General features: G+C 59.5%; 13 protein-coding genes. 10 read left to right on the top strand and 3 right to left on the bottom strand.

Annotation, left to right across the window (positions count from 1 at the left end):
- The first annotated feature begins 134 nt into the window (after window positions 1-134).
- From FS819_RS20235 to FS819_RS20275, 9 genes are all read left to right on the top strand, one after another.
- Entirely contained in the window at window positions 135-1037 is a 903-nt protein-coding gene (locus FS819_RS20235) for a carbohydrate ABC transporter permease (RefSeq protein ID WP_071205699.1), read from the top strand.
- Window positions 1034-1861 carry a carbohydrate ABC transporter permease gene (locus FS819_RS20240; protein WP_060717286.1) on the top strand — a complete coding sequence of 276 codons (828 nt, stop codon included), beginning with the start codon at window positions 1034-1036 and terminating at the stop codon, window positions 1859-1861. The genes FS819_RS20235 and FS819_RS20240 overlap by 4 nt, the downstream gene beginning before the upstream one ends.
- Window positions 1858-2958: an ABC transporter ATP-binding protein gene (locus tag FS819_RS20245; protein ID WP_156547387.1), complete on the top strand. Its 1101-nt coding sequence runs from the start codon at window positions 1858-1860 to the stop codon at window positions 2956-2958. Before FS819_RS20240 ends, FS819_RS20245 begins: the two co-directional genes overlap by 4 nt.
- 451 nt (window positions 2959-3409) lie before the next feature.
- On the top strand, window positions 3410-4399 hold the full coding sequence (locus FS819_RS20250; protein ID WP_156532604.1) for an ABC transporter substrate-binding protein: 990 nt from the start codon (window positions 3410-3412) through the stop codon (window positions 4397-4399).
- A 5-nt stretch (window positions 4400-4404) separates the two neighbouring features.
- Complete coding sequence (locus FS819_RS20255) at window positions 4405-5178, top strand: ABC transporter ATP-binding protein (RefSeq protein WP_156547388.1); 774 nt, start codon at window positions 4405-4407, stop codon at window positions 5176-5178.
- A 55-nt stretch (window positions 5179-5233) separates the two neighbouring features.
- Window positions 5234-5989 carry an ABC transporter permease gene (locus FS819_RS20260; protein WP_156547563.1) on the top strand — a complete coding sequence of 252 codons (756 nt, stop codon included), beginning with the start codon at window positions 5234-5236 and terminating at the stop codon, window positions 5987-5989.
- Between the two features lie 121 nt (window positions 5990-6110).
- Window positions 6111-7094 carry an isopenicillin N synthase family dioxygenase gene (locus FS819_RS20265; protein WP_409050026.1) on the top strand — a complete coding sequence of 328 codons (984 nt, stop codon included), beginning with the start codon at window positions 6111-6113 and terminating at the stop codon, window positions 7092-7094.
- A gap of 86 nt (window positions 7095-7180) precedes the next feature.
- A complete protein-coding gene (locus tag FS819_RS20270; RefSeq protein WP_156547564.1) occupies window positions 7181-8083 on the top strand; it encodes a LysR family transcriptional regulator in 903 nt (300 codons plus the stop codon).
- Between the two features lie 69 nt (window positions 8084-8152).
- Entirely contained in the window at window positions 8153-9541 is a 1389-nt protein-coding gene (locus tag FS819_RS20275) for a cytosine deaminase (protein ID WP_156547390.1), read from the top strand.
- Here FS819_RS20275 and lacZ read toward each other — a convergent pair.
- Window positions 9513-12539, bottom strand: coding sequence for a beta-galactosidase, LacZ type (lacZ, locus tag FS819_RS20280; protein ID WP_197434027.1), 3027 nt, complete (start codon window positions 12537-12539; stop codon window positions 9513-9515). The two genes, FS819_RS20275 and lacZ, sit on opposite strands and share 29 nt — an antisense overlap.
- 402 nt (window positions 12540-12941) lie before the next feature.
- Here lacZ and FS819_RS20285 point away from each other — a divergent pair, with 402 nt between their 5' ends.
- Entirely contained in the window at window positions 12942-14132 is a 1191-nt protein-coding gene (locus FS819_RS20285; protein ID WP_156547391.1) for an ROK family transcriptional regulator, read from the top strand.
- A gap of 15 nt (window positions 14133-14147) precedes the next feature.
- Here FS819_RS20285 and FS819_RS20290 read toward each other — a convergent pair whose 3' ends face one another.
- Together FS819_RS20290 and guaD are read right to left on the bottom strand one after the other, a co-directional pair.
- Complete coding sequence (locus tag FS819_RS20290; RefSeq protein WP_234624463.1) at window positions 14148-15005, bottom strand: formate/nitrite transporter family protein; 858 nt, start codon at window positions 15003-15005, stop codon at window positions 14148-14150.
- 142 nt (window positions 15006-15147) lie between these two features.
- Window positions 15148-16512: a guanine deaminase gene (gene guaD, locus FS819_RS20295; protein ID WP_156547392.1), complete on the bottom strand. Its 1365-nt coding sequence runs from the start codon at window positions 16510-16512 to the stop codon at window positions 15148-15150.
- Window positions 16513-16521: the final 9 nt, after the last annotated feature.

Here is a 16521-nt window from a genome sequence, read left to right on the forward strand (position 1 = left end):
TCGACACCATCCCGCAATCACGTCATGCGCCGTCAATGCGCGTGGCATGGCTACCCTTTCCTCCCGGCCAGGGCTGCATTTCTCCTGGGAGAATGCGGCCCCTGGACGGCGCTCTGAATGGAGAAAGAGGTCTCATGAAACGGATCATGTCGAGTATTGTCGACGGGCGTGGCTTCGACTTCGGTCTGGCCGGGGTGCCACTGGCCTTTCTTCTGGTCATGTCGGGTCTGCCGTTGATCTATAATATCGTGATGAGCTTTCAGGAGGTTGACATGTTCAGCCTTGGAACCTTTTCCCGTCCCTTTGTCGGTTTTCAGAACTATATCGACCTGATGGCGCAACCGGAAACGCTGCCCATATTCACCAATACGGCGATTTTCGTTGTGGCATCGATTGCCGGGCAATTCCTTCTGGGTTTTGGTCTGGCGCTGTTTTTCGGGGTGGGATTTCCCGGTTCCTCCTGGCTGCGCGGCCTGTTTCTGGTGTCGTGGATCATGCCCGGCCTCGTCGTCGGTGCGACCTGGAACTGGATACTCTCAGGCGATTTCGGCGTGTTCAATTATATGCTGCGCGAAACCGGGTTAATCAGCGCCAATATCTTCTGGCGGTCCGATCCGGCCTATGCGCTATGGGCGGTGATTATCGCCAATGTCTGGCTGGGCACGTCCTTCAACATGATCCTGCTGTCCGTTGGCCTTTCAGGCATCCCCAAGGATCTGTATGAGGCAGCGCAACTGGATGGCGCGACCGTGCTGCAACGGTTCTACACCATCACTTTGCCGATGATGCGCTCGTCCATCGGCGCGCTGGTGTCGCTGGGATTGATCTTTACCTTGCAGCAATTCGACCTGTTTGCCGCCATCACCTCCGGCGGACCGGCGAATGCTTCGAATGTGGCGCAATATTGGGCTTGGGACCTGTCTTTCCGGCAATATGACTTTGCCAAGGGGGCGACGGTTTCGGTGATCATGACCGTCTTCGTGCTTCTGGCATCGCTCGTCTATGTCCGTTCTACACGTCATGAGGTGCGCGGATGAGCGAAACTGTTCGTAACCGTCTGATGCTTGCCATCGCCCTCGTCATGGCGGCGATCTATCTCTTCCCGCTCTACTGGATGTATGTCACGGCACTGAAAACCGGCTCGGCAATGTTTGCCACCCCACCGCATTTCTGGCCTGACGATCCGCAATGGGGCGTCTATGCTGATGTCTGGCAAAGCCGCGATATGGGGCGATATCTGTGGAATTCGACCGTGATCGCCTTGGGTTCGGTCAGCATCATCTGCATTCTCGGCACCGGCTGCGCCTATGTGCTGGCGCGCTATCGCAATGGCTGGGTCGATGCCGGGCTGTTTCTGATCCTGATGCTCCAGGTTCTTCCGGCCTCGCTGATGATTACCCCGATCTTCGTCGGCTTTTCGCAGCTTGGCCTGCTGAACACGCCGCGCTTTGCCGTGATGCTGGCGGTGGCGGCGAAAAGCATGCCGTTCTTCGTGGTTCTGGTGCGCTCCAGCTTCATGACGGTGCCGATCGAGCTGGAAGAAGCGGCCATGGTCGATGGCAATTCGCGGATCGGGGCGTTTTTCAGCATCGTCCTGCCGCTGGCCCGCAATGGCATTCTGGTCAGCGCCATCCTGATCTTCATGCAGGCCTTTGGCGAATTCGTCTATTCCAAATCAATGATCCAATCGGTGGACCTGCAACCGGCCAGCGTCGGGCTGAACAGTTTCATGGGTCCCAATACCAATGAATGGAACGGGATCATGGCCTATGCCTCGATCTATGTGACGCCGATCCTCGCCATTTTCGTTCTTTTACAGCGCCGCATCGTCTCCGGCCTCACTTCGGGAGCCCTGAAATGACCATCCAGATCGAATTGAACGGCGTCAACAAGCATTACGGCGCGTTCCATGCCCTGAAGAATATCAATCTTGCCATTGAAAAGGGCAGTTTCGTCGCCCTGGTCGGCCCTTCCGGTTGCGGCAAGTCTACGCTGTTGCGGTCGCTGGCCGGATTGGAGAAGATTTCCGCCGGTGAAATGAAGATTGCCGGCAACCTGATGACCAATGTGCCGCCGCGCAAGCGCGACATTGCCATGGTGTTTCAGTCCTACGCGCTCTATCCGCATATGACGGTCGAGGAAAATCTAACCTATAGCTTGCGCATCAAGGGGGTGGGCAAGGCAGAGGCGCGTAAGGCCGCCGAGGCGGTGGCGACAACAACCGGGCTGATGCCGCTGTTGAAGCGCTATCCACGTGAATTGTCCGGCGGTCAGCGCCAGCGCGTTGCCATGAGCCGAGCGATCATCCGCAATCCCAAGGCCTTCCTGTTCGATGAGCCGCTGTCCAATCTCGACGCCTCGCTGCGGGTGCATATGCGAAAAGAGATCCGGCTGCTGCACGACCGGTTGAAGGCGACCTCCGTCTATGTCACCCACGATCAGGTTGAGGCGATGACTATGGCCGATCATGTCGTGGTGATGCGCGATGGCGTGATCGAGCAGCAGGGGCGGCCCCTGGATCTTTACGACCGGCCTGCAAATCGCTTCGTTGCCGGTTTCATCGGTTCCCCGGCGATGAATTTCATTCCTGCGCGCGTGTCGTCGGATGGGCTTGGTCTGGAGCTCGATTTCTTCGGGAAAACGGAGATACTGAGATTTGCAGCCGGAATGACAGCTGGCCTTGCGCCAGGCCAGCCCCTGACCCTTGGCCTGCGGCCGGAGCACCTGTCGCTGGTACCATCCGGGCAAGGCGCATTCGACGTCGAGGTGGCCCTGGTGGAATCGACGGGGTCGTCAACCTATGTGACGACCAAAACCGACCCGGAACTGACCATTGTCGTTTCAGGCGGGCGTGGCCTGCGCTCCGGCGATCGGCTGGGTGTCGGGATCGATCCGAAGACCGTGCATCTTTACGATGCGCAGACCGGTTTGCGGTTGGATTTCGAGGGCGCGCGATAAGAATTTTCCGCTTGTTATGTTCTAATTATTAGAGCGCTTATTTTTTGACCGACGCCGATTCTTTGCTTGCGGCAAGTTCGTGCCGCAGGCTGTTGAAATATAAGGATCGGGGCCTTTCAGTTTTGAAGGCTACACGCCGCGAAACTGAGTTTCGCCTATTTTATATGCAAAATTATGCATTGTTTAAAACTCTTGCAGAATGCACGCTTGCATGAAATGGTTTGGACGCGAGTAGAAGCGGTCTGAGCCTGACGCTCTGGGCATTGCTCGACGGTGAACCCTGTCGAAGAGATGCTTTCATGCCGCTATTCTTGTCACCAATTGTCGAAAAACCACCGTCACAACCCTGTCTTCTGGACGCGGGGTGCGCCACCGCACGCCTGCCAGGTTCATGCTTTCCCCCCGTCAGCCGTCCTTGAAAATCGAACACTGAGCCTTGGAGAAATGTCCCATGTTTCGTCGTAAGCTTGCGTCCACGCTGTTCACCCTTGGCCTTTTTTCCGGGACTGCCCTTGCCGCCGACAAGGTTACGTTTCAGCTGGATTGGCTGCCGGGCGGCGACAAAGCGCCGATTTATGTCTGCATCCATCAGGGCTTCTGTCGGGACGCGGGGCTGGATGTCACCATTGCCTCGGGCCGAGGCTCGACCGAGGCGATTTCGAAACTGGCGGCGGGTTCTTCCGATATCGGTGTTTCGGATATCGGCGCCTTGATGGCGGCTCGTGCCAATGAAGGGGTGAAGGTTGTTGGCGTTCTGTCGGTGTTCAACAAGGGACCGCACGCCTTCTATGTGATCAAGGGCGGCTCAATAGCCACTGTCGCCGACGTCAAGGGCAAGACCATTGCCACATCGCCGTTTACCTCGTCCAATGTCTATCTGCCGCTGGTGCTGAAGGACCAGTCCATCGATCCGTCCGCGATCAAGCTGATCAAGGCCGATCCCGGCGCGCTCGGTCCGATGCTGATGACCGGCAATGCCGATGGGATCATTGCCTGGATGACGGATTTCACCCGCTATTCCAACCAGGCCCGCCAGGCCGGCAAGGAAATCGTCGCGCTGCCGTGGTCGGCTGCCGGGCTTGAGCTTTATTCGGCCTCTTTGATTGCCAGTGAGGATTTCCTGGCCAAGCGGCCGGATGTCGCCAAACGTTTCATCGACGCCTACAAGAAGTCGGTGCAATTCACCCGCGCCAATCCCGATGCCGCCGTCACCTCCGTCACCAGTGTCGTGCCGGAACTGGGTTCTGAAGACGTCAAGGGATCGATCAATGACACGCTGCCGCTGATCTTCAACGAGGTCACGGATAAGGATGGGTTGGGCGTGTTCGAGCCTAAGCGTTTGACCGAGACCTGGCGTCGGGTTGCCGCCGCTCAAGCCATCGATCCGGCCAAGCTTGACCCGGAAACCGTGGTTAACCGCAGCTTCATTCCAACGGAGTGAAGAGCATGACGATACCCGCAATCCGCTTTGACCGGCTTGGTCAGGTATTTTCGACCCGCTCAGGACAGACGGAAGCGCTGCGCGATGTCAGCTTCGAGGTGGCGCGGCACGAATTCCTGGCCATTCTCGGCCCCTCCGGCTGCGGCAAATCCACCTTGCTGCGGATGATTGCCGGGCTTCTGGCACCCAGCAGCGGTTCGCTCCAGGTGTTCGGCCATCCGGTGACCGAACCACGCGACGATATTGGCATCGTTTTCCAAAAGCCGACACTGCTGCCCTGGGCGACCGTCGAGGACAATGTGCTGTTCCCGGCCCGCCACAAGCGCGGCAGGGTGAGTGCAGAGGAGCGGCAGCGGGCAGGCGAATTGTTGCGGATGGTGGGTCTGGAGGGTTTCGCCTCCCGGCTTCCAGACGAATTGTCGGGTGGCATGCAGCAGCGGGTTGGCATTGCCCGGGCCTTGCTGATGGACCCGGATATCCTTTTGATGGACGAACCGTTTTCGGCGCTTGATGCGCTGACCCGCGAAGTGATGGGCTTTGATCTGCTGCGGATTTTCACGCAGCGTCCGAAGACGGTGGTGTTCATTACCCATTCCGTCAACGAGGCGGCGCTGCTGGCCGACCGCGTGCTGGTGATGACCGGCCGTCCCGGCACGGTGCTGACCGATATTGCCGTGCCAGTCGGTCGGCCGCGTGGTCCCGAAACAGCCAACGAGAAAGCCATTCATGACCTTACCGCTTATCTCCGCGACCTCCTCCTCAAGCGACAGGCGGCCTGAGCCGGTGGCTGTAACCCGCCAGCGCCTGCCGTTGCGCAATACGGTTTCCAAGCTCATGGGCCTGCCGGGCCTTGCAGCGCTTGTTTCGCTGGCGGGCGTCATTCTGTTTTGGGAGCTGGCCGTGCGGCTATTTGCCGTTCCGTCCTATCTCCTGCCGTCGCCATCGTCGATCTTCAATGCGTTTTCGTCCATCGGGTTTGACCGTTGGAGCCTGCATCTCTGGGCGACGCTGCGGGTGGCGATGATTGGCTATGTGTTGTCGATTGCCATCGCCATTCCGCTGGCCATTGTCATGATGCGCTCGCCGCTTTTGTCAAAGACGCTCTATCCGCTGCTGGTCGTCATCCAGTCAACGCCGGTCGTGGCGGTGGCACCGATCATCATCGTCGTGCTGGGGGCGGGCGATGCGCCACGGGTGGTGATCACCTGTCTCATCACCTTCTTTCCGCTGGTTGTCTCGACGGCGACCGGGCTTGCCGCGACGCCGCCGGAACTGATCGAACTGTCCAGAAGCCTGCGGGCGCCCGCCTTTCGCGAAATTACCCAGATCAGGTTACCCTTTGCGGTGCCTTACATCTTTTCGGCGCTGAAAATATCGATCACGCTGGCGGTGATTGGCGCGGTGGTTGCGGAATTCTGCGCGTCTGAAGCGGGGGTGGGCTATTTCATCCAGTTTTCGACATCGCTGTTCAAACTGCCCCAGGCCTGGGCCGGTTTGTTCGTGCTGGCGGCCTTGTCGCTCATCCTGTTTCAGGTAGTGCTGCTCGTGCAGAAACTGTTGTTTCCGTGGAGCCTGCCGAAGACCAGCTGACCCTTTTGCCGGGGGGATGAAAATCTCCCCGTTCTTTTCGGAGTAGAAGCAGTCGGGCATGCCCGGACATTGCTCCTCAACGGCCGGTATCCGGCCCAACCTCAAGGAGACTGCCATGACCATGCAAAGCTACAGCCTTGCCGAATTGAACAAGGAAACCACAATTGGCGGCATCGGTAAAACCGTCGAGCGCGATGTGCCTGTCATTGATCTCGCCGATTTCGACAATCGCAAGGCAGAGATCGCCGATCAATTGTGGGAGGCCTCTGTTGGTATCGGGTTTTTCCAGGTCTATAACCACGGCATTCCGCAGCAGGATATCGACGCGGCTTTTGAGACCGCCTGGTCCTTCTTCGAATTGCCAGCCGAGGTCAAAGCCCAGTATCCGATGCCCAAGGGAACCAATGCCGGATGGGAATTCAAGGCGCAGGTGCGCCCTTCCACCGGCACGCCTGACAACAAGGAAAGCTATCAGATTACCCGCCCGATGATGGGTGGACTGTGGCCGAGTGAAGAAGAGCTGCCTGATTTCAAGAAGAAAATGCTGCGCTTCGAGCGGCAGAATTGGGAACTTGGCATGCGCATTCTCTCCTGCTTTGCCCTCAAAATGGGCTTTGCCGAGGACTTCTTCACCAAGGCGCATGATCCGGCCTCCGGTGAGTACCAATCGACGCAGCGGCTGATCCATTACATGTCGATGGAAAATGCCAAGCCGGAGGATTTCGAGTTCTGGCGGGCCGGTGCCCATTCCGATTTCGATTGCCTGACCATCCTGCACCAGAAGGAAGGCGAGGGCGGTTTGCAGGTCTGCCCCGGCAAGGATGCGGCCTCCGGCGAGTGGACGGATGTGCCGCCGAAAAACGGCTATATCACCTGCAATATCGGCGACATGCTGATGCGCTGGTCTGACGATCAGTTGCAATCCACGCTTCATCGCGTTCGCATGCCGCGTCCGGGCGAATATCTGGGCCGCCGCCTGTCGCTTCCCTTCTTCTGCCAGGCCAATCGAGACGCGGTCATGCAGGGTCCGCTTGGCAAATATGAGGCGATCACCGCCGGTGATTACCTGACGCAGCGCATCAACGCCAACTTTGCCCGGAAATGATGTTGAACCCGGCGAGCCATGATGCCATCGTGGCCAGACAGACAGCGGACAGGGGCAAACGCCCCTGTTCTGCGACGGGAACGCTGATGCTTCATGGCCGCGCTTTGCGCTATATCGACGAAGTCGCCCGACAGGGTTCGATCCGCAAGGCGGCAAAGACCCTGAATGTCGCCGCCTCCGCCATCAATCGCTATATCCTTGACCTGGAACAGGAGTTGGATGCGCCGATTTTCGAGCGATTGTCGCGTGGGTTGAAGCTGACCAGTTCGGGCGAAATCCTGATTGCCCATATCCGCGAGACGCTGAAAGCGCATGATACGATGCGGGTGCAGATCAAGGCCCTGCGTGGCCTCAGCCGTGGCGAGGTGGTGATTGCCACCATGGCGACGCTGGCGGCGGGCAGGCTTGCCGACATCATTGCCGCCTACCGCGCCGACATTCCGCAGGTCAGCTTGCGCATCAAGGTCGGGGATCGCTCAGCGGTTTGCGATATGGTCGCTTCAGGGGCCGCCGATCTGGCGCTGGCCTATAATCTGCCGGAGGATAACCGTTTGCAGCGCGCCGCTGAATTCATGCATCCGCTTGGCGCTGTGGTTGCGCCCGACCATCCGTTGGCGGCGCGCAAGACGGTGCGGATTGCCGATTGCCTGATCTATCCGCTGGTGCTGGCCGATAAGACCTTGTCGCTGCGGGAGGTGGTTGAGAACCTGACACCAGCCCAGGCCCAATTGATGCCTGTTGTCGAGACCAATTCCATGGAACTGATGAAGCGGCTGGTGCATGGCGCACCGCATGTCACCTTTCTCAACCGCGTCGATGTGGACCGCGAACTGCAAAGCGGGGAACTGGTCTTCCTTCCCCTGACCGGGTCTGCCGGACTGCAAAGGCTGAACATTCTTCACCGGGCGCGCGGTTCTCTCTCGCCTGCTGCCAGCCATTTCATGCACTACGCCCAGGAACGGCTAAGCATGGTGGAAGACAGCCGCTGACGGCGCTGTTCGATGACTTTGCCGCCTCCCATACATTGAAATTCGGCTTATGCCCTATCGAGATCGATCATGATTGACAATTCCGTCCGCGCGCTGGCGCGTTCCAGCTTCACCGGCCATGGCCGCATTGTTATCCGCCAGGCCCGCGTGCCAACGGCCTGTCTTTCCGATGGCTTGCCGCCGGGCAGCACTCTCGACCGCGACGGCTGTGCTCTGGTCGATATCCTGCTGGATGACGGACGTGTTGCCGCCGTGTTGCCAGCGGCAAGCGGCGTGACCGGCGATGGCATTGATCTGGAAGGTCGCCATCTCTGGCCGTTGATGATCGACATGCATGTTCATCTCGACAAGGGCCATACGATCAGCCGGGCACCAGCCTCCGATGGCACGCATCCCAGCGCCCGCGCGGCAACGACAGCCGACCGGCAGGCCCATTGGCGCCACGACGATCTGGTCCGGCGTATGGAATTTGGCCTCGCCTGCGCGGATGCTCACGGCGTTGCCGCACTCCGCACCCATCTCGATAGTCATGCGGGGCAGGCGGAAACCACCTGGGCGGCATTTGATGAGGTGCAGGCCCGTTGGTCGGGGCGCATTGCATTGCAGGCGGTCGGCCTTGTGCCGCTGGATGCCTATCGCACCGACCATGGAAAGCAGCTTGCCAACCTGGTTGTGCGTCAGGGGGGGCTGTTGGGTGGAGTGACCCGCGCCTCAGGCGGCACCCATGGTATCGGGAAAAATGGCACTGGGCTTGATGACATCGATGCTTTGCTTGACAGTCTGTTTCTGCTGGCCCGCGAGCGGGATCTCGATATCGACCTGCATGTGGACGAAGCCGAAAAGGCCGATGCCTTGCCGCATGTGGCCCGCGCTGCCATCCGCCACGGTTACGAGGGCCGCGTCACCTGCGGCCATTGCTGTTCGCTGGCTTTGTTCAGTGAGGCGGAAGTCCGCGAGCGGATTGCACTTCTGGTCGATGCCGGACTGTCCATCGTCACGCTTCCGACCGTCAATATGTATTTGCAGGGCCGGGCTCCGGGCGTAACGCCGCGCTGGCGGGGTGTGACGCCGGTCAAGGAGTTACGCGCTGCCGGTATCCGCGTCGCGGTCGCTGGTGACAATTGCCGCGACCCGTTTTTTGCCTATGGCGATCATGATATGGTGGATACCTGGCGCCAATCGGTGCGCATTCTGCATCTCGACCATCCCTATGACGATGCCGTCGCACTGGCGACCACCCAACCCGCCGCGATGACAGGCCTTTCCGCTGGAACCATCGGCGCTGGGCGTCCGGCCGATCTGATGATCTTTGAGGCCTGGACCATGGACCAGGTCATTGCCCGCCCGCAAACCGACCGGGTGATCGTGCGGGCAGGCAGGGTCAGCGAGGCAGTGTTGCCATCCTATCGGGAGATCGAATTGCCCTTTCTCACCCCATCACTCTCATCCGGAATGTGAGCGTCAAAGGCTCACCCGGCTCGATCATGTATTGAGGATGAGGCAGCGCGCCCCAGCTATCGTCACCACCGACGCCCATCTGCCGGGCCATCAACGTGACAATGGTGCGATTGGCTAGCGGTAGGTCATAGGGACGGGCTGCGGCTTCCAGCTGGAACGCCGTATAAGGCGAAACGCCCAGCTCGAACGGCATATCCACCGCCTCGAAGCGCAGCCTGTTGCCGTCAGCGTCGAACAGATCGGCCCAGCGCACGCCGGTTCGGTTGCCGGATTCCTGCGGGATGACGTAGGGTGTGACATTGTCGGCCACCGCGCGCTCGTAAATGCCAAGCCGTGCGCCATGGACGCGGTCGATGTGATTTTCCTCCGGTCCAAGTCCATAATAGCGGAAGCGGTCGAAACTTGCTGGCATGGGAATCGTCAGGCCGAACAGCGGCAGCGACGGCAGGCTGGCATCGCCCGGCCAATGGGCGGTGACGGCAATGGCGCCATCCTCCTCATAGCGGTAGGACACCGTGGCCTGCATGCTGCTGTCAGGCAGGGCAAAGCGATAATCGGCCCCGGTGTCACGATAGGCATAGGAAGCCTGCTTCTGGTCGAGGCTTGCCCGACGCCAGCTGCCGAACTTGAAGCCGAAGCCTGCACCCCGGTCATTGTCGGTTGGCGCGCGCCAGAAGATCGGCAGCGGCGGCCGTTCCAGGAATTCCACACCCGCCGTATTGACCAGTGATACCGGTCCGCCAAAGCGCCGGCAGAACAAGGTCCGGCTGTGGCCATCGGAAATGCCGAGATTATAGCTGCCTTCGGCGCGGGTGAGTGGACGGGAAACCGGGCTTGGCTTTTCGCCTGCGACCGTCCAGACATGCTCGCCAAACGCCACTTCGTGGTCAGCCGGAGCCCAGGCGCGGTCATGGCGTTCGCGCAGCGAGCATTGCAGGGCATATTCGCCCGGCTGTTGCGTGACAGGCACGGACAGCCGCAGATAGGTCTGTTCCTGGGCCGCAAGCGCAATATCGGCCCGCCCTTCGGCCACCGCGACACCATCCTTCAGCAGGTGATAGTACAGATAGAAAGCGTCGAGGTTCAAGAACAGGTTGTCATTGATCACTTTGACGCCGTGCGCGTCCGGGATCAAACGGACAGGCTGGTAAAGCGCCTTGATTTCCTGGACTTTCGGGGTCAATTGCCGGTCAGCGGTGATAATGCCGTCGCAGCAGAAGCTGTAATCGGTTGGCCTGTCGCCAAAATCGCCGCCAAACAGCAGGCCTTCACTGCCATCCGGGCGGGTGCCGTAGAGGGCCTGTTCGATATATTCCCAGATAAAGCCGCCCTGGCACTGCTCATAGCGATAGGTAAGGTCGGTATAGAGATGCATCCCGCCGCAGGAATTGCCCATCGCATGGGTATATTCGCAGGACACAAAAGGCTTGGACGGATTGCTGCGCAGATAATCCTCGATGTCCTGCGGGCGCGCATACATGCGGCTTTCCATGTCGCTGGAACGCGCATCGAAGCGGCGGTCGTGGAACACGCCTTCGTAATGAACGAGGCGGGAGGGGTCGCGGTCCCTAAACCAATCGGCCATATCGGCAATCACGCTGCCGCCATAGCTCTCATTGCCGCAGGACCAGATCAGCACGCAAGGATGGTTCTTGTCGCGCTCCAGCATATTGGCGGCACGGTCGAGCACGGCGGGCCGCCATTCGTCACGGTCGCCGGGCAGGACTTTGTCCGGGTCCAGGGTCTCGACCGACCATGTGCCATGGGTTTCAAGATTGGCCTCGTCGATCACATAGAGGCCGTGCTGGTCGCAGAGCGCGTAGAACTCGCTGCGGTTTGGATAATGGCTGGTGCGCACCGCATTGATATTGTTGCGCTTGAAGAACAGCACATCCCAGAGCATGTCCTCAACCGTCAACGCGCGTCCACGGCGTGGATGGAAATCATGCCTGTTGATGCCACGGAACACGATCCGCTGGCCATTGAGGCGCATCACCCCATCGCGCATTTCAAACCGGCGGAAGCCGATCGGCTGCGGCACGGCCTCGACCGTTGCGCCGTTGCTGTCTTTCAGGACCAGCAGCAGGCGATAGAGATGCGGCGTCTCGGCGCTCCACAGATGCGGGGCGGTGACGGGCAGGGCAATATCCATCTCGGCTGCGGCATCGAGGGACATTGTTAGGACGGCTTCACCCTTGGGATCGTAGAGTGTCACTGCAAGGCTGGCCGTCTCTGCACCCGGCAGGTCGAGGGCCAGCCGCAAGCGCAGGGAACCACTGTTGAAATCATCGGCAAGATCTGTGGTGACGAACAGATCGCGGATATGCAGCTTCGGCCAGGCTTCCAGGCGGACGGGCCGCATGATGCCCGACAGACGCCAGAAATCCTGATCTTCGAGCCAGGCACCGGAAGAGCGGTGATAGACCTCGACGGCCAGCAGGTTGTCGCCGTCGATCAGCGCATCGGTAATATCGAAGCGTGAGGGCGTGAAACTGTCTTCGGCATAGCCGATAAAACGGCCGTTCAGCCAGACATAGAAGGCGGTCTCGACACCGTCGAAGGTCAGAATGATCCGCTGTCCAGCAAGGGCCGGGTCAAGCCGGAAGGTCCGGGCATAGCAGCCGACCCGGTTGGCCTCGGCAGCTTGCCCAAGCGCCAGCGCCTCATGGCCGTCCCAGGGGTATTGGGTGTTGACATATTGCGGGCGGCCATGGCCCTGCAACTGCATGGCGCCAGGCACAATAATGTCGCCGAATCCGCTTCGGTCAAAATCCGGATGATGGAAGCCTGCCGGGCGCTCAGCGGCTGATATGGCGGAGGCGAACTGCCAGGTGCCATCAAGGCTCTGGCGAAGCGGAGAGGTAGATCCCGCCGCAGCGGATGCTTCATCGGGATAGACGATATGATCGGAATGGGCAGACAGCCGCCCGACGGCAAAAACCTTGGGATCGGAAAGCCAATCGAGATGTGCTGTGGCAGGCAGAGTATTGGTCGTCACATGTCCCTCCCGGACGTCTATTCTAACTCATAATACCAGTGTCTCTTATCATATTACAAGCGAAACCGGAATCGGATAGTGGCAAAAATATCCAGCATCTATAGAGTGTTATCGATTTTTTGCGCGCAAAAGAAGCTTGAAAGACAAGAAAAGTCTGGAACACGGCGAACTCGATCGCGGCGATAAAAAAATCTATGCTGGCTCCGGTTGTAATTTCCTCAGGCAATTTGCGGTGGCATTGATCGTGCTCTTGTTCTCGCGTATCAACGGGGTGAGGACGAATTGTGGCAAGATGAGATAATTCGTCACGGGGACGAACTATTTGCGTCTGTGACCCAGTCGTGCGATGTTCGTCGTTACGATTTCAATATGCCTGTTGTCGATAGGATGAGGTGATTGCGGATGAATCTGTGGACGAGCACGCCACCCATGTTGCGCCAGATCTCCGTTCGCGCCGCCATGGATATTCTTCTGCACCAAGGGCCGACATCGCGGGCGGATCTGGCAAAAAAGACCGGGTTATCGAAACAGACCATGTCCGAGGTCATTCGCACGCTTGAGACGGCGGGCTGGGTTCGGGTGAAAGGGATCGTGTCCGGCAAGGTTGGGCGCAGTGCCGTGACCTATGAAGTCGCCCCGGATGCGGGCTTTGTCATCGGTATGGATATCGGTGCAACGACCATTCGGGTGGCGATTGCCGACATTGCCGGAACGATCGTCCAGGAAGTCGAAAAATCGACCGGAGACCATGGGGGTGAGGCCCTTCTGGCCTATGTCAGCGGCATTGTCGAAGCGTCGCTTAAAAAGGCGAGAATTTCTCGCAGCAAGGTCCTTTTGGCCGCTGTGGCCATGCCGGGGGTGGTCGATCCTGAGACAGGTCGACTTTCTCTGGCGCCGAACCTGTCTGAAATCGGCAGTCTTGATGTGATCAAAGCTTTGCAGGGCATTTTTCGCTGCGATGTCATCATTGAAAACGATGTCAATGCGGCGGTGATCGGCGAAAGCTGGAAAGGCAGCGGCGTCGGTCTCGATTCGGTGGCCTTCGTGTCGCTGGGAACCGGTATTGGCCTTGGCGTCCTCGTCAATGGCAAGTTGATGCGGGGTGCAAAAGGGGCGGCGGGCGAAATCGGCTATCTGCCGTTCGGGGCCGATCCCTATAGCTCTGAAAGTCTGGAGCGCGGCGCGCTGGAATGCGCGATTGGTGCCCGTGGCATTCTGGAGCGCTATGGCAACCCTGGAGACGGGGCTGTCACCGTTCGTGATATTCTCGAAGCGGCTGAAAGGGGCGACACAAAGGCGCTGGCAACCGTGCAGGAAACAGCGCGGCTGGCGGCTTTGCTGGTGGTTTCGGTTCACGCCATGCTGGATCCGGGCAAGATCATTCTCGGCGGCAATGTCGGGCGCAATCCGTTGATGGTCCGCATGGTCAAGGAGGCGCTGGCAACCTCGACCCGCAGTAGCATTTCGCTTGAGGCCAGCACGCTTGCGTCCCGCGCCACCCTGGTTGGCGCGGTGGCCATCGCGCTCAACCAGCTTCACAACGCGCTGTTTTCTCCCCAGGACCTTCCAAGCGAAATGCGCCTGCCAGCCTAAAAATTGCTTTCCACATCATTCCGGCTTGAGTTCATCGCGGACCTGGCAATGGGCAACAACGGCGAACAGTCCGGTGCCGCCGATGATGTTGCCGATCAACGTCGGAAGGATGAAGCCGCCGATAGCGCCCCAGACGCTTGTTTCGCCCGCCAACATCAGCAGCCATGCTTCCCCGGACCCGGCGACGACATGGCTGAACCCGCCAAGCGCCACCGTATAGGTAATCATCACGATGACCCAGAATTCATTGCCGCGGGCATTGGGGAGAATCCACGCGATCGAGGCAATCAGAAAGCCCGCAGGCGTGGCAAGCAGCAATGTCGCTGCAAAATCATGCCCGAGGATCGCCCTGGAAATATCCAGTATCGCCTCCCGCTGTTCCGCGCCGATGATCAGCTGGTTCTCCATGAGCACCGCGATGAAAAATGTTCCGAGCAGATTGGCCGCGAGGACCGTCACCCATAAACGAAGAAGCCGGATAAGGTTGCGACGTGTCGGGTGGGCGGCGATAGGAAGCACGGCGGTGACGGTCGTTTCGGTAAACAGTTGCAGGTTACCCAGAATGACGATCACGAAGCCGACGGTATAGCCGAGGGAGACGACCAACTCCCGCCACGGCGTGTCGGGAAGCCGCACTTGCAGAAAGGCTTCCGCCAGCAGCGATGCACAGATAGCCACGCCAGCAGCGAAGCCCGAAAAAAGTAGGGACTGAAGCGGACGGCTCAGTTCCTCATCGCCTTGCAGACGAACGACTTCATGGACCACCTTGGGCGAACCGGACCCTCGCTCGCCAATATCCTGTTTGTCTTCCTCCGACATGGCGTTGGAGGGCTGCGCCTCCTTGTCGGCTTCCTGTTCGGCGATATCAGGCATTCTTGTCTTTCCGGGGTAAAACTGGCGAGCGTGCTCTCTCATCATCCCTTATTGAAACGGGGTGGACGCTCGCACGGCAGGCTAAACTATCGAGAGCCCATTCGGTTCCAGGGGCAACTGTGCCGCCGCTTTTCCATGCCGATCAGGCCACCTTGCATCCGTCGACAAACACCGCAGAGATATTGGCGCGCGATGCCGTAAAGATGATTTTCTGGAGTAGGGTTTCGGCTGTTTCATCGCCATCTGAAAGACGCAGCGTGCCTTGGGCGGCCTGCGGATCAATAACGATGGCATCGAAGCGATAGCCCGGAGCAAACTGGCCGATGGGCAGGTCCAAAGCCTTGCCGCCGCCAGCGGTGGCGATGTGGAAGGCGTGGCGAAAGTCGATGCGGGCCTTGGCACCGCTTGCGCGCTTGTCCGGCGGGAGGTCTGGATCGACGCCGGTTTCCAACATACGGGAGACGAGAATGGCGGCGCGCATGTTGTCCAGAAGCGAGGCGCTCGGTCCGCCGGAAATATCGCTGCCCAGCCCGACATGCATGCCTTTTTCCAGGGCGGCGCGCAGGGGGAAGACCGCACCGGCGAAATAGCCATTGGAGAGCGGGCAATGCGCTACCGCCGCCTGTCGCAGCTTGATCAGGTCCATATCATCAGCAGTCAGCAGGTTGGCATGGGCCAGCATGCTGCGGCGGGTGAGAAGGCCGAAGCGATCAAGGCTCATCGCATCCGTCATGCCGTGGCGCGAAAGCACATAGGCGTGTTCCCAATCGCTTTCCGAGCAATGGGTCTGCACATGACAGCCGCAGTCTCTGGCCAGTGCACCCAAGCCTTCCAGCGTCGCATCCGTGCAGGCCGGAATGAACCGTGGCGTCACCACCGGCCAGACACGGGAGGCCGTGTTGTCGGGATGAGTGCTGATATAGTCGATCAGCGCTTGTGTTCCCTGCAAAGCCGCATCCGGTGAGGCGTCCCGGTAATAGTCCGGGCATTGCTCTGCATTGTCCATGGCGACTTTGCCGATCAGGGCGCGCTGACCTTTTTCAAGGCAGGTATCGACCAGCACGCGGGTCGCATCCTGGTGAATGGTGGCGAAATACAGCGCCGTCGTCGTGCCATTGGCCAGCAGATCATCGACCAGCAGGCCATAGACTCGCTTTGCATAGGCTAAGTCCGCATAGCGTGCTTCGAGCGGAAAGGTATGGGCATGCAACCAGGTTTCGAGCGGCACATCCAGGGCGGTGCCAAGCTGCGGATATTGTGGCGCATGCACATGGCAATCCACCAGCCCCGGCAGGAGCAGGCAGCCCGCAGGCAGGCGTGATAGCCGCCCGTGGCGGTCGGCTTCGGCTTTCGTCAATGCATATCCGTCATCGCCGGGACGCTGCACGGAGAGGATCATGCCCTCCGCATCAATAGCGATCAGGCAATCAGTCAGCACATCGATTTCACCAACCACCGGGGCATGGAAGCCGCTGGCGATCAGCACCCTATTCCTGAAATCGCTCATGGCCGATGC

Source organism: Allorhizobium sp. Av2 (assembly GCF_021462805.2).
Classification (GTDB): domain Bacteria; phylum Pseudomonadota; class Alphaproteobacteria; order Rhizobiales; family Rhizobiaceae; genus Allorhizobium; species Allorhizobium vitis_G.